Source organism: Ignavibacteriota bacterium (genome assembly GCA_016212665.1).
Lineage (GTDB): Bacteria > Bacteroidota > Ignavibacteria > UBA10030 > SZUA-254 > FW602-bin19.
Map to the genome: position 1 here is coordinate 41,093 of JACREZ010000034.1, position 14,992 is coordinate 56,084.

Sequence of the window (14,992 nt, forward strand, 5' to 3'; positions counted from 1 at the left end):
TTGATTCTTTGGAACTTACCCCGATTTTTTTACATTGATACCGTTTAATTCGCAGTTCAAATTATTTATCAGGAATACCTATGAATACCTCGTTACACCGTGTGTGGAGAGTGACGATTTCATGTGTTCTTTTTTCGTTGGCGCTTACAGCCCAACCAAAATATCGCACGTTCACTCAAGAACAGTTGGCTCAGAAAGAAGAACGGAACGCGGGCAGGGCAATTGCAAGCCGTGTCAGTTTCGTTGTAAAAAACAGATTTGACACCGTCAAAAATGTTCTTTCGGCATCTGTCTCCTCACCGATTATTTCACTCTTAGACTCCGGCGGTTTTCCGAATCTCCGGATAGCAAATTTCAATAAAACAATTGTTGCCGAAGGAAAAGAACTTCAACCCGGCGACTCCGTCGTGTTTCATGCAATCGTCAAGCGAAAAGTCCCCGGCTCGAAAATTACCGGATGGCAGATGCGCACGAAAGATCTTTCGGCAGTCCGAACTCCTAACAGTCCCGGGGCAGGCGTGACCACCATTACTATTACGCATGGCATCGTCAGCCCTGCAATCCCCGCGAGTGTGGATGAGCAAATCATCGCACAACCGACCGGCGGCAATGTTCGCGAATATCTTTATCAAAAAGTGGTGAAGCGACCGAAGGGAATTATCCTCGGTGTAGAAAAAGCGGCGAAGCCTGCCGGCTGGGTTCGTTCGTTCAGCACTAACACGAAAGCATTCCCACATACCGGAACGGCTCGCTGTTTTGATTCTGTGTTAATGTCAACCAAACTGAAACCGTTTGTTGGTGAAGTTCGAAACGTATCGGTGCGGATGCACAACAATCATCTGCTCGGTTCGTTGCACGCTCTGAAACTTTCTATTCTTGCCAACGACGCAGGAGTTACTGAACCGTTCGAACCCGATGCAACTCCGCTCGGCTCTCTCCTCTTTTATGATTCTTCAAACGGAAGCAATCCGTTTAACAATCTTACGTTAAGAGAAATTTGCAAACTTGCCGACACTGCTTTGACATATTGCAGCAGGTTCTCGCCTGATTATTATTCAGCGCTTGACCAAACAATCACAAGCATTGTTGAATTGTTTTCCGGAATCATACAAGTCAATTCTATGCGTCCGATGAAGGTGACAGGAACAAAAACGTTGGAAGAAGTCTCGTTCCTCCATGCTAATCCGTTTGCTACTGTCCGTCAGAATGAATCGGATGTGAGCGCAGATAATCTCCCGCTCGAAAACAGGATGTTGTGGAATTATCCGAATCCCTTTAACCCGGTGACTGTCATAAGTTATCAATTATCAGTTAAAAGTATGGTAACATTGAAAGTTTTTGATTTACTGGGAAGAGAAGTTGCAACACTTCTTGACCATGCTGAACTTGACGAAGGGGAACAATCCGTTGAATTTGATGCAGGGAATCTTTCAAGCGGAACATACTACTATCGCCTGACCGCAACAGATGTATCCGACGGAAGTGTATTTACCGACGTAAAGAAGATGACACTGATGCGATAACATCAACAGAGAATTTTTGCCAAACCCCGCTTCGGGAAACCGGTGCGGGGTTTTCTTTTTGGAACAGAACTTCTCGCTTGCGTGTTGTACAGCATGGAAAACTCCCGATTTTTCTTATATTTGAACCCTACAACCATCATGAAAACTGTGTGGATTTACATATTCGGTTTTACATTTCTGTTCTTTACAGCTCATGCTCAGCAAAAGAATATCGAGGTGAAACTGAAACTTGCTCAGAGTTATGAACGAAGCGGTGATTTCGAAGCCGCCGTCAGACTGTATGAAGAAGCATACGCGAAGGATTCGACGAACCCCACTCTATTTGAATCGCTCAAGCGTTGTTATCTTCAAACAAAAAAATATCCCGAAGCAATTACCATCATCAACCGGCGGTTATATCAAACGCCGAACGACCTTTCGCTCCTGTGTCAACTTGGAACGATTCATGTTCGTAACGCAGAAGATGCAAAGGGCTTTACAGTATGGGAGCGTGCAATTCTTCTCGACTCAACAAACGAAGTAACCTATTCAATTGTCGCAAACTCGATGATGGAAGTTCGGTTGTTCGAGAAGGCAATCGAAACGTACAAACGTGGACGCCGTGCCTGCAATAAAGATAAATTATACATCACCGACCTTGCCTACTTGTACGGCAGCACATTAAATTATGCCGATGCGACTTCCGAGTATCTGAAACTCATTCAGGAAAATCCCGCGCAGTTGGGATTCGTTCAATCGCGCATGGCAAGTTACACCAACCGCGCCGACGGACGGAAAGCCGCAACCGAATCTGTTGAACAAATTACAAAAACCGAAACGGAAAATCTTGCCATGTCTCAACTGCTTGCATGGCTCTACATGGAAGGAAAGCAGTACGACAAAGCGTTCGATGTGTATAAACTTATTGACAAAAAAACGAACGCAGGAGGACGAGAGATTTTCACTTTTGCCGAGCGGGCGTTTCGGGACAAATCATATATGATTGCTTCGCAGGCATATCAGGAAGTAGTGAGCACGTTTCCAAAATTTCTTATGGTGCCGCAAGCGAAGTTCGGACATGCCCGAACGCTTGAGGAACTCAGTGCGACGAACGACACGCTTAAACTCTTTGGCAACGTCAGTCCGTTTCAAAGCGAAGAAAAACCGGCAACAGAATCGGAGCCGCAATTTACCGGCGTCGTTTTGGCGTATAAGCGTATCGTGAGCGAATATCCGAAAACGGAAATTGCCGCTCGCTCACTTCTCCGCGTTGCATCACTTATGTTTGAACGCTTCTTCAATCTTGATGAAGCACAATCAACGCTGAATGATTTTTTGAAGAATTACGGTCAGTTCATTCCGCTTGCTGTGGAAGCAAAATTGTTGCTCGGCGATGTAACGCTTGCTCAGGGAAATCTTGATAAAGCGGAAGAGACGTTGAAATCCATCAGCGATATACGCCCCGTTTCACCTGAGAATAAAGACAAAACCAACTTGCGGCTTGCAGAAATCGCTTATTTCCGCGGGCAGTTCAAGAGCGCGATAGAACAACTCGGAACTGTTATGAACGATGCGCTGTCGAACACGACGAACGATGCGCTGACGCTACAGATTTTCATGCAGGAAAATCAGGAAAAGAACTCAGCCGCTCTCCGTGAATTTGCCAAAGCCGATTTTCTGAAACGTCAGCGGAAACTTTCCGAAGCGCTTGCCATCTACGAGAATATTTTTAAGAGTGATACGGAATCGGAAATGGCGGATGAAGCATTGATGAGCATCGGCGATATGTACGCGCAAATGCGTCGCTTCCCGGAAGCAGTCGCTTCGTACGAACAACTTGCAACTGACTACGAGGAAAGCATCAACCTCGACAAAGCGACAATGAAAACCGGGCAGATTTACGAACTCGGTTTGAAGGATAAAAACAAAGCCATCGAGGCGTATCAAAAATTATTAGAGAAATTTCCCAACTCCATTTTAGTGAGTGAGGCTCGGAAACGGATTCGGGAATTGAGAGGAGACAATATATGATTTCGCATTGCGGATTGCGGATTGCGGATTTTGCTAACACTGTGATTGGTCATTGGGCATTGGGCATTGGTAAGAGTACAAGGAGCAAAGCGCTACGAGCAAAGTATATTTTCATTGCTCTCTGCTCACTGCTCACCGCTCTCCCTGTTCAAGCGCAGAAAGTATTGATACCGATGGACCTGAAGCAGAGCGAACACCTGAAGGCATACGGCATTGCATATTGGGCATTGACAAAAAATATCGAAGTGGATTGGCTGTTGAATTACCGTGGCGGCTCATTTATGATTGATGCGCTGGAAATGGTTTCGACGGAGTGTCGCGTTCGGAATGTTTCGTTTGAAGAAATCAGCGGTTCGCAGGCGGCACAAATCTATGCGGAGATTCAGCAGGAAGATAACAACATGGATGTCGTGCGATTGGAAAAAGCGCCCCGTGTTGCAGTCTATGTTCCACCCGGCTTTGTGCCGTGGGATGATGCTGTAACACTCGCGCTTGAATACGCGGAAATTCATTACGATAAAATCTGGGAGGATGAAGTTATGTCCGACAAACTCGCGCAGTATGATTGGCTCCATCTTCATCACGAAGATTTCACCGGGCAGTATGGAAAATTCTATGCATCGTTTTCCACTCAACCGTGGTATATCGAACAGCAGATGATGCACGAAAAGAAAGCGAAGGAACTTGGGTTCAGAAAAGTTGCCGAGATGAAGAAAGCCGTAGCAAGGAAAATCAAGGAATTCGTTGCGGCAGGAGGATTTTTATTTGCCATGTGTTCGGCTACCGATGCGTTCGACATTGCGCTTGCGGCAGAGAAAACAGATATGTGCGACGTCATGTACGACGGCGACCCGCCCGATTTGAACGCACAAAAGCGGCTTGATTTTTCCAAGACTCTCGCGTTCGAGAATTTCACCATCGAAATGAATCCGCTCCGCTACGAATATTCAGACATTGACATTCCGCCGAGCGACATGGTGGCGATGCTCAATCAGGAAACGGATTACTTTACATTGTTTGATTTCTCTGCAAAGTACGACCCTGTCCCGACGATGCTCACACAGAATCATGCAAACATTATTCGCGGGTTTCTCGGACAAACAACAAACTTCAAAAAAAGTCTGATAAAAAAAAACGTGACGACTCTTGCAGAGAAAGAAGGAACGGAAGAAGTTCGATACATTCATGGCAATTTTGGTCGCGGGACGTACACTTGGTATGGTGGCCATGACCCGGAAGATTATCAGCACGCAGTTGGTGACCCACCAACAGATTTGAAGTTGCACAAAAATTCTCCCGGCTACCGTTTGATTCTCAACAACGTGTTGTTCCCCGCAGCAAAAAAGAAACAGCAGAAAACGTAACACATCATGCGCATCGCCATCATCTCCGATATTCATTCCAACCTCGAAGCATTGAATGTTGCTCTCAGCGTCATAGCCGCAAAAAACGTGGACGAAATTATTTGTCTCGGAGATGTTGTTGGCTACGGACCGAATCCGAACGAGTGTCTTGAACTCATTCAGCAACACACCTCACACATACTTCTCGGCAATCATGACGAAGCAGCTGTGAACCTTGTAACGGCGGAATATTTCAACCCGTATGCACGCATCGCCGCCGAGTGGACGAACAAAGAACTCTCACAAAAAAACAAGGAAGTGTTGCGCAATCTGCCGTACACGTTCGAACGTCACGGGTTGTTATTCGTTCATGCATCGCCGTTCCAACCGGAGATGTGGTATTACATCGTCAGTTTTTCAGATGCGCAGAAAAATTTCCGGTACTTCACTCAGCCGATTTGTTTTGTTGGTCATTCGCATGTACCGATGATTTTTTCGGATGATTTGTGGACGCCGGACGTTCAGCGCGGCGGGAAATACATCATCAATGTCGGAAGCATCGGACAGCCGCGGGACCACGACCCGCGGCTGAGTTTCGGCATTTTTGATACGGAAACATGGCAATATGAAAATTGCCGCCTCGAATACGATATGAAAGAAACTGCTCGGAAAATCCGCATCGCCGGTTTGCCGACGATACTTGCGGACAGGCTGTTTGAGGGGAAGTAACGACTTTCTTTTTTGTTACTCCAGAGGCGGCTCATTTCAGCAAGCATGTGCTTGAATTAAAACTTCACCCCAACCCAAAAATCAAAGGCATTGTTACGTACAGTTAAAAGCGGACTATTATACGAATCTGTAAAATCAGCATTATATCGAATTTCAACCAAGAGTTCAGAAATTAATATTTTGGGGATCTCAACACCACAACCGAGCGTTCCTCCGAAAACCATTTTTTTGAATTCATCATATACAGGATTAAAAAAATTATCATCGGAATTGTACCCAAGAAAGAAATCTACTCTTGGTCCGGCAAGAAAAAATGGGGTGAGTGATTTTCCAGAAAAGTAAATCTTTCCTAACAATGGTACCGAGAGATAATCGAGGCGTGAATTAATATCCTTCTCACGAAGAATTACAGGGTCGTCTTCTGTATTAACAATTTCTTCTACCATCCCTTTTTGTTCATACTCAAGTTGGCTAACCAATGTAAAGGAATGTGTATCAAAAAACTCGACATAAGCTCCGATATTAAACCCAGCCCTCCACTTTGTTGAACTACTTGATAAATGAGTGTAGTTAAATGTTTGATTTGCTGATGTTAGAGCCACTTTGAAGCCATAACTTCAGATGAGGGTTTGAGAATATGTATCTGAAGCGGAACACATAGTGAACGCAATAATGGCGGTAAAGATGAACTTCATCATTTTCAGGTTGTCCTTTATTAATCTTTGCCGCGAGTATAACGAAAATGTTTTCTAATTTCAAGAAAACATAAAAAAACTCCACATGTTTTAGCTACAAGTGGAGTCCGCTTAAAATTACTCAATGGTTGTTCAAATACTTTTCAAATCACCCGACGGCATCCACCCAACCTTACCATCGGCGAGTTTAATTTTTTTCCATTCACCGACCGAATCAAGCACTTGCGCCTTCACACCTTCGTGAATGACGAACAAGTCCGTGCTTTGCGCATCGGGCGCGCTTTTGATAGAAACAGAAGGGGAGAAAACGATGGCAAATTCTTCTGCTTCCAGCGCGTTCCGCTGAATCATTCCGACGAACGAAAGAACGCTCGCAATGAAAAGTACTACGGCAAGAAGCAAACACATTCTTCTGAGAATATCAGAGCGAATCAATAAGAGAAGCGAACCGAACAGAACCGCTGCCCACAACAGGAGAATGCCAACCAACGCCCAACCATCCGTCGAAAGATAGTTGACTGATGCTCGCCACCACTCGATGAGAAACAACTGCGGCACCGGTTCAATTTTATCCACAACATGAAGATTAGCAAGACGAATGTTGTGGTCGAGTTCTTCATCGTTCGGAGCGAGGCGCTTTGCCCGTTCGTAGTTGAGAATTGCGGCAGGATAATTTTTCTGTTTGAAGTACGAGTTGCCGAGGTTGTAGTACAACGCCGCATGTTCGTATCCGTTTGCAAGAACCTGTTCGTATGCCTGACTCGCTTTTTCATATTCACCTGAGCGATACAACTGATTTGCTTGCTCGAACTGTACATCGGCTTCCTGTCCGAAGGAAAACTGAACGAGAAGAATGAAAAGAAAGAGAATTTTTCTCATCGCACATGGTCCTCGATGGTGGAGATGAGAGAAACTGCTTCGTTGTACATCGAATCCAACTGCGTTGAATCGGACGAAGGAGCGAATCGTGCGTATTCACACTGCTCAAATGTCGAAGCGAGTTTCCTGATGGATTCGACAGGAACGCCTTTTTGCTCAAGCGAACTCTTCACGGAGTCAATCGTCAGGTCGGATGGAGGAATTCCAAGTTTATCGGAAACATATCCCCATAATGCGCGGGCGACTTCGTTGTAAAACTCTTCCTTCTTCTGCGCTGTGAGATGTTTCCTGGCAACCGACAATCGTTGCTGCGCCATCTTCCTTGCTTTGCGGTTGCGGACGGCAAGAACATCGCTCAACAATCTGTCCCGTTTGCGCATGAACATGACAAATCCGACAAACAGTATAATAGGGCTGAAAGCCAAAGCATAAAATAACGGTGAGCCGAACAATCGCTCGCCGCGCCGTTGCAAATTTACTCCACCGCTTTTGATGAAACGAATATCTTCACCGAGCAGTTTCACATCTTCTTTCGAGATGCCGGAAGCCGGTGCGCTTGCAAGTTCGGTTCCTTTCCCGACTGAGAGAATAAACTCAGGGCTGTTGATGGTAACGTATGATTTTTTGTCAACATCAAAATACGAGAACGGGAACGAAGCAATTTTCTGTTCGCCAGCGTGGCGGGGAATCAGAAGATACTCGAACGTGCGACTGCCGGCAATAAGATTTCCCTGCTTCGTGATGTTGTCCGAAATTTTCGGGTCATACTTTTCAAGGTCGGGCGGAATAACAATCGCCGGTTCATCAAGCAGTTTGATGTTGCCGCGTCCGCTTATCTTCACTTTCAATGTTACCGCTTCATTCGTTTTCGTCTGTTTCTTATCGAGCCATGCTTCCATAGAAAACTTGCCGACCGCTCCGGGAAATCCGATTGGTAAATTTTCCTGCGGTAATTCCTGAACGGAAATCTTCACCGGGTCGCTGAGAACTTTGTAATTGACATTGCGGACATTTCCGAAAAACGGGTCATTAAAAAATTGGTCGAAAATATCATTCGAGCGGCGACGTGATTGTACCTGAACGACACATTCGATTTCCATCGGGTCGAGCGTGAGCGTTCCGCTTCTCTGTGCAAACAATGCGACTTTCTTCAACACGCCAACGCGGTATTGTTTGCCATTCACTGTTTCATTCGTCAATTGAATCTGTTTCGGCACTTCCAAATCTTCACTCCAGAATCCTGTGAGCGCCGGAACTTTATTCAGTTGATAGTTCGCAATGTTCACGCGCGTGTAGATTTTGTAAGTCGCCATGATTTGTTCCCCCTGATAGCATTTCGATTTATCCACACTGACGCGGAGGAAAAGATTGTCACCGATTTGTTGTGAGACATCGGCATCGTTCTGCTGTTGTCCGCCGCGGTTCGATTGACGTTGTTGTTGCGGCGCGCCTTTCGTTACTTCAATTGTGATGGGTTGTGTTTGAAGAGTTTTACCGCTCACTTCAATGGTGGCAGAAGGAATTGTGAATTTTCCTTCTGCTCTCGGTTGTAACACATAACCGTACGAAATGGAAACGGATTGTTGTCCGTTAATGAATTGCCAATTCGTAGATTGATTCGGACCGGAGAGTGTGAGGAAGTCATTAAACGCAGGAGGACGGAAATTCTTGCCGCTTCCTGAACCATTCAACACGAATGTCAGTTCGAACTGTTCGCCCATGGCAACGCGGTTTCTATCCACCGTTGCTGTAAACTCCTGCGCAAACAACGACGCGGAGATGAATAGGAAAAGAAAAACTCCGAGTGTCAGTCGAAGTTTTGTTACTGATGTTATGAAATTCCGAATCACTGTGAATAAAGTACGAATAATCTGTTAGTTAATAAAAATGTAGGGCGAATTTAATTCGCCCATGGTAGAACTGAAGTTCGACCTACAAGTCACCAATCCTTCTCCACCTGACCGCGAGCAGGAACTTTCTTTTGTAATTTCTTTTGCACTTTTTTCTCGTCGTTCTTCAGCGCTTCTAAAATTCTCTCAGCATCTTCTTTCGAGATTTGCTGTTTTTTCTGTTGTGCCTGTTGTTGTTTGGCTTGCTCTTGTTTTTGCTGTTCCTGTTTTTGCTGCTCTTGCTGTTGCTGCTGTTGCTGCTGCTTCTGTTGGTCTTGTTTTTGTTGGTCCTGATTCTGTTTTTCGTCCTGTTTCTTGTCGTCTTTCTTTTCCTGACGTTGTTGTTGCTGCTGCTGCTGTTGTTGCTGAAGCATTCGTTTTGCGTACTCGTAGTTGTATTTCGTTTCCGTGTCTTTCGGATTTGCTTTCAATGCTTCTTTGTACGCCGCAAGACTTTCCTGAAACTTCTGTTCCTTCATCAACGAATTGCCCAAGTTGTGTAACGCCTGCGCTTTGATTTCGTTATCCTTCGCTTTCATTGCCGACATGCGGTATTGTTCCGCCGCTTCACCGAACCGGTCTTGTTTATACAACGCATCGCCCAGATTGAATGACCCTTCAACAAGGTCTTTGTTTTTCTCAAGCGATTTCTTGTAACTGACTTCTGCGTCGGAATATTTTTTTTCTTTGTACGCGCTGTTACCGTCGCGGATGTGCGAGCGTTCCGATTGAGCAAACGCGCTTGAAATCATCAAACAAAATAACAGTAGGACAGGGATTCCTGCCTGTCTCGTTCTATTGTAAAGATTACGGCAGACGGACAGGAATGTCCGTCCCACCATCAGTCTTGTTTCATTTCGTTTCATCATTTCCACTCCGAGTTTTGTCGTCTGAGGCTGAACGGTTTTGCAAGCAGCGACTTCCATTTTGCAACCAACACATTCTTTCGTTCAGATAAAAAATATTCGAGTATCAATAGAAACGCCGCGACGGCAAGAAAATATTGAAAGCGGTCTTCGTATTCCGTAAAGACTTTTGCGCCGAACTCTTTTTTCTCCATCGCTTGAATATCTTTCAGCACTTCATCGAGTTCGCTTTGCTGATTGCTTGCTCGAATATATCGTCCCTTTCCTGCATCGGCGATTTGTTGCAATCCGCTTTCATCAAGTTTCGTCATGACGACGCTTCCTTCCTGGTCTTTTTTAAATCCGACCTGAACATTATCCTGATAAATCGGAATCGGCGAGCCTTCGAGCGAACCCATGCCGATGGTATGAACAACCGCGCCTTCTTCTGCCGCATCTTTCGCCGCAGTCAACGCATCGTCTTCATGATTTTCACCATCGGTAATAACAATGACTGCCTTGTGCTTTTTCTCTTCTTCGACAAACGATTTCATCGCCATCTTGATTGCCGAACCGATTGCCGTTCCCTGAATCGGAACAATATCAACATCAATCGTGCTGATGAGAAGCCGCGCCGCGCTGTAATCGGACGTGAGCGGAAGTTGCAGGTAACTATCACCGGCAAACACCACAATGCCGATGCGGTCGTTTTCAAACTTATCGAGCATCTGGGAAATTTCCCGCTTCGCACTTTCCAACCTGTTCGGTTTGATATCTTCCGATTTCATGCTGTTGGAAACATCGAGGCAGATAAAAATATCCACACCTTCACGCTTTACTTCTTCCATCTTAGTCCCGATTTGCGGATTGGCAAGACCGAGAACAAGAAACGTGAACGCTCCCGCATGAAGAAAGAACTTCAGGATGGGTTTCTTCTTGCTTGCCTGCGGCATCAACTGTTCGAGCAACGAAAGATTGCCGTAGCGTTTCATCGCGTTCAACCGCCAGCGACGAGCAAGCCAAAACAGCACGAGCAAGAGCGGTACGAGCGCCAGCGCATACAAATACTCAGGATGTGCGAACCGAATCATCAGGGAATTTTCCTGAAAAGTGTTTGAGCAAAAATCAATTCAAGCAAAAGAAACAGTCCCGCAAACATCGCGGCTGTGTAGAACTCTTCTTTATGTTTTCTGAATTGTGTCACTTCGATTTTCGTTTTTTCGAGTTTGTCAATCTCTTCGTAGATGGCTTTCAATTTCCGGTTGTCGGTAGCGCGGAAAAACTTCCCGCCGGTCATGTCTGCAATTTTCTGAAGCATCTGTTCATCAATTTCCACCGGAACATTTTGATATTGAATGCCGAACGGCGTTTGCACGGGATACGGCGCCATACCGATGGTGCCGACGCCAATCGTATAAACACGAATCCCGAATGATTGCGCGATGCCTGCGGCGGTGAGCGGGTCAATAGAACCGCGGTTGTTGACACCGTCGGTCAATAAAATAATAACGCGGCTTTTCGCTTTGCTGTCCTTCAAACGGCTTACGGCTGTCGCAAGTCCCATCCCGATTGCCGTTCCATCTTCGATTATTCCGCTTTTGATTTCTTTCGCGAGATTGATGAGGACGCCATGGTCAATCGTCAGCGGGCATTGCGTGAAACTTTCTCCGGCAAACACTACCATGCCGATGCGGTCGGTAGGGCGTCCTTCGATAAAATCCTGTGCGATTTTTTTTGCGGCTTCAATTCTGTTCGGACGGAAATCTTCCGCAAGCATACTTCCGGAAATATCGTTTGCAAGAATGATGTCAATTCCTTCCGTCGAAACCTGCTCGCCTTTTGATGTCGAATACGGACGAGCAAGCGCGACCGTCAAAAAAATCAATGCGACAACGCGCAGCGTGAACAACAAATGCCGCAGGCGATGCTTCCATGTTTTCGGAACGCGGTGAAATACCTGAACGCTCGAAACCTGCAACTCTACATATTGCTGACGATGCCGCTTCCAGTACCAGAAAATCATCAGAGGAACGAACAGGAGGAGAAGAAAATATTCCGGGTTAGCGTAACTCATTCCCATCATGCGTTCACCTCTTCGGGTTGAACGGTTTGTTGCACGTGAACATCACGCCATGTCTGCTCGACAAACTTCGTTGCGGTAGTGATGCTCGTTTCGTTGTCTTGTTGTGTCGGCTGATATTTGGCAAACTTCACGAAGTCAGATTTGACGAGCAATTCCTTCAACGGTTCACGTGTCTGTTTTTCGAGCGATGCAATCACCGGGGAATCCATGATTTCATCCGTTACCATTTCCATCGCCATCACGCGGTAGCGGCGTTCAATGTACATCCGAACTATATCCGTAAGTTGCGAATAATGCTCTTTGATTTTTCCCCGTTGCCAGAGATGTTCGGATTCAAGCGAACGAAGCGCTTCAAGAGCCACTTCGTGCGCGGGTCGAGGCGGCGCCTCGGGAATGATGCTTTCGCCCCGTCTCCGCTTGTTCCATATATAATAGAAGAGATAACCGAGCCCGCCAAGAACAACCAATCCGATGATGTACGGAAGAAGTTCGGCAAAGGTAATGGACAAACTAAGCGGCGGTTTGATGTCTTTGATGTCCTGCGTTGTATCAACATCAACCGTGTGGACGAAAATCGGAATGGGTGAAGTTTCGGCGATGCGCTTTGCAGTATCGCCCAGCATCGAATACAAAAATTGTAACGGCGGCACAACGACCGTTCCCGAATCAAACGAGGTAATAATGTACTCCGCTTTTTCGAGAACATCGCTTCCATTCTTTTGCGTTTGCACTTCTCCCCGTTTGATAATTTCAATTCCCTGAAGCGAGTCGGCAATCTGTGGCCAATGGATTGTCGTGTTATCCCGGTGCTGAACTTCGATATGCAATCCAAGCCAATCGCCAATCATGATGTTGTTGGAATCAACGCGTGCAGTCGCTTTCACCTCCTGCGCTGTGAGAAATGAACTTTGAGCGGTGAGCAACACCCATAGGAGCAAGTACAAAGTACGAAGTACCAATTGATTAATTCGCAATTGGCAATTCGAAATTCGAAATTCTGTTACCATCTCTTCTCACGTAGCCTGAAAAAACCAACCAGCGGTTGAATATATGATTGGTCAATTCGAATATCAATATCATCCACACCACTCCGACGGAACAATTTCTTTCGCGTCTCTTCCTGTTCTTTCCACCAGCGAACATACGCGTTGCGAACGCCGGCATCACCTGAATCAACCCAGAGCGCTTCACCTGTTTCCGCATCAACGACGCGGATGAAACCACTTTGAGGAAGCTCTGCCTCACGCGGGTCGAATAAACGAACAGCAATTAAATCATGTTTTCGTCCGGCAATTTTCAACGCATCATCAAACCCATCGCCGAGAAAATCGGAAATCAAAAATGCAATGCTTCTCTTTTTGATGGCGCTTGTGAGATAGCGAAGACCTTCGGCAATGTTCGTTCCTTTCCGCTCCGGCTTGAAATCCAACAACTCGCGTACGATACGGAGAATATGTGTGCGTCCTTTTTTCGGCGGGATAAACTTCTCAATTTTATCGCTGAAGAAAATCACGCCGACTTTGTCATTGTTCTGAATTGCAGAGAACGAAAGTACGGCGCACAACTCCGCTGCAATGTCTTTCTTCATCTGAGAGACCGTCCCGAACTCGCCCGACGCGCTGACATCAACGACAAGCATCACCGTCAACTCACGTTCTTCTTCAAACACTTTGATGAACGGATGGTTGAACCGCGCGGAAACATTCCAGTCAATCATGCGGATGTCATCGCCGTATTGATACTCGCGCACTTCACTGAACGCCATCCCGCGCCCTTTGAACACGCTATGATACTCACCCGAAAAGATGTGGTTCACCAATCCTTTCGTGCGTATCTCTATCTTCCTAACCTTCTTTAGTAATTCTTGGCTGTCCATTACCGTACTGAGTATGTGGTTCTTTGTACCTTAAATAATGTCATTGACGGATGACTAACAATTAAGGTACCTCTATAGTATTCAAGATGTCATCAACTATATTCTCCGAAGTAATATTTTCCGCCTCTGCTTCATACGTGACTGCGATACGATGACGGAGAACATCATGACAGGTTGCGCGAATGTCTTCGGGGATAACGTACCCGCGACGTTTGATGAATGCAAATGCTTTTGCCGCAAGCGCGAGACTGATGCTCGCACGCGGTGACGCGCCGTAACTAATCATATTCGTCAGTTTATCGAGCTTGAAATCTTTCGGCTTGCGCGTTGCAAAGACGATGTCGAGAATGTATCGCTCGATTTTTTCATCCATATATACTTCCTGAACGGTCGAGCGCGCTTTGATAATTTCCGCCGGTGCGATGACCGATTTTACCTGCACCTGAGTTGAGGCAATATTCTGCCGCATGATAAGCCGTTCTTCTTCGCGGTTCGGATAATCTATTTTTATTTTCAACATGAAACGGTCAACCTGTGCTTCGGGAAGCGGATACGTTCCTTCCTGTTCGATGGGGTTTTGCGTTGCAAGCACGAGGAACGGGTCGTCCAACTTGAACGTAGTGTCACCAATGGTGACTTGTCGTTCCTGCATCGCTTCAAGCAATGCACTTTGCACTTTCGCGGGCGCACGGTTGATTTCATCTGCCAAAATAAAATTGGCAAAGATGGGACCTTTGCGAACAGAGAAATCTCCCGACTTCTGATTGAACACCATTGTTCCGACAACGTCTGCCGGAAGCAAATCGGGCGTGAACTGAATGCGATGGAACTTTGCCTGAATTGCCGACGAGAGCGTTTTGATGGCGAGCGTTTTTGCAAGTCCAGGCACGCCTTCGAGCAACACATGTCCGTTCGAGAGCAAGCCGATGAGCAACCGCTCAACCATGTATTTTTGCCCTATGATGACTTTGCCGACTTCCATAAGCAATAAATCAATGAATGCGCTTTCGCGCTGGATGCGTTCGTTGAGTTCTTTAATGTCTGCCATGTTGTTTGATTAGTTATGATACTTCCATGTTTGTGGTTTACGACTCGTAGAGTCATTTTAACAAGTCCCGTT

General features: G+C 46.1%; 13 protein-coding genes. 4 read left to right on the forward strand and 9 right to left on the reverse strand.

The genetic code is table 11. The features are described 5' to 3' along the window. Positions 1-80 precede the first annotated feature (80 nt). The 4 genes from HY960_12195 (at position 81) to HY960_12210 (ending at position 5,605) form a co-directional block, all read left to right on the forward strand. On the forward strand, positions 81-1,523 hold the full coding sequence (locus tag HY960_12195) for a T9SS type A sorting domain-containing protein (protein ID MBI5216502.1): 1,443 nt from the start codon (positions 81-83) through the stop codon (positions 1,521-1,523). Between the two features lie 138 nt (positions 1,524-1,661). Continuing rightward, entirely contained in the window at positions 1,662-3,533 is a 1,872-nt protein-coding gene (locus HY960_12200) for a tetratricopeptide repeat protein (protein MBI5216503.1), read from the forward strand. A 107-nt stretch (positions 3,534-3,640) separates the two neighbouring features. Continuing rightward, entirely contained in the window at positions 3,641-4,897 is a 1,257-nt protein-coding gene (locus tag HY960_12205; GenBank protein MBI5216504.1) for an asparagine synthetase B, read from the forward strand. A 6-nt stretch (positions 4,898-4,903) separates the two neighbouring features. After that, on the forward strand, positions 4,904-5,605 hold the full coding sequence (locus HY960_12210; GenBank protein ID MBI5216505.1) for a metallophosphoesterase family protein: 702 nt from the start codon (positions 4,904-4,906) through the stop codon (positions 5,603-5,605). 56 nt (positions 5,606-5,661) lie between these two features. Here the strand turns inward: HY960_12210 and HY960_12215 are convergent, their stop codons facing one another. The 9 genes from HY960_12215 to HY960_12255 form a co-directional block, all read right to left on the reverse strand. Continuing rightward, a complete protein-coding gene (locus HY960_12215; protein ID MBI5216506.1) occupies positions 5,662-6,207 on the reverse strand; it encodes a PorT family protein in 546 nt (181 codons plus the stop codon). 225 nt (positions 6,208-6,432) lie between these two features. Continuing rightward, complete coding sequence (locus HY960_12220) at positions 6,433-7,179, reverse strand: tetratricopeptide repeat protein (GenBank protein MBI5216507.1); 747 nt, start codon at positions 7,177-7,179, stop codon at positions 6,433-6,435. Beyond that, the gene (locus HY960_12225; protein MBI5216508.1) at positions 7,176-9,029 is read right to left on the reverse strand and encodes a protein BatD; all 1,854 of its coding nucleotides are present in this window, start codon (positions 9,027-9,029) and stop codon (positions 7,176-7,178) included. Before HY960_12225 ends, HY960_12220 begins: the two co-directional genes overlap by 4 nt. 89 nt (positions 9,030-9,118) lie before the next feature. Further along, positions 9,119-9,820, reverse strand: coding sequence for a tetratricopeptide repeat protein (locus HY960_12230; GenBank protein ID MBI5216509.1), 702 nt, complete (start codon positions 9,818-9,820; stop codon positions 9,119-9,121). Between the two features lie 113 nt (positions 9,821-9,933). After that, positions 9,934-11,004, reverse strand: coding sequence for a VWA domain-containing protein (locus HY960_12235; GenBank protein MBI5216510.1), 1,071 nt, complete (start codon positions 11,002-11,004; stop codon positions 9,934-9,936). Next, positions 11,004-11,987, reverse strand: coding sequence for a VWA domain-containing protein (locus tag HY960_12240; protein MBI5216511.1), 984 nt, complete (start codon positions 11,985-11,987; stop codon positions 11,004-11,006). The genes HY960_12235 and HY960_12240 overlap by 1 nt, the downstream gene beginning before the upstream one ends. Positions 11,988-11,992: 5 nt before the next feature. Further along, positions 11,993-12,940: a hypothetical protein gene (locus HY960_12245; GenBank protein MBI5216512.1), complete on the reverse strand. Its 948-nt coding sequence runs from the start codon at positions 12,938-12,940 to the stop codon at positions 11,993-11,995. A gap of 56 nt (positions 12,941-12,996) precedes the next feature. Continuing rightward, positions 12,997-13,872 carry a DUF58 domain-containing protein gene (locus tag HY960_12250; GenBank protein ID MBI5216513.1) on the reverse strand — a complete coding sequence of 292 codons (876 nt, stop codon included), beginning with the start codon at positions 13,870-13,872 and terminating at the stop codon, positions 12,997-12,999. A gap of 61 nt (positions 13,873-13,933) precedes the next feature. Continuing rightward, positions 13,934-14,920 (reverse strand): AAA family ATPase, encoded by a 987-nt coding sequence (locus HY960_12255; protein ID MBI5216514.1) that lies wholly within the window; start codon positions 14,918-14,920, stop codon positions 13,934-13,936. Positions 14,921-14,992: the final 72 nt, after the last annotated feature.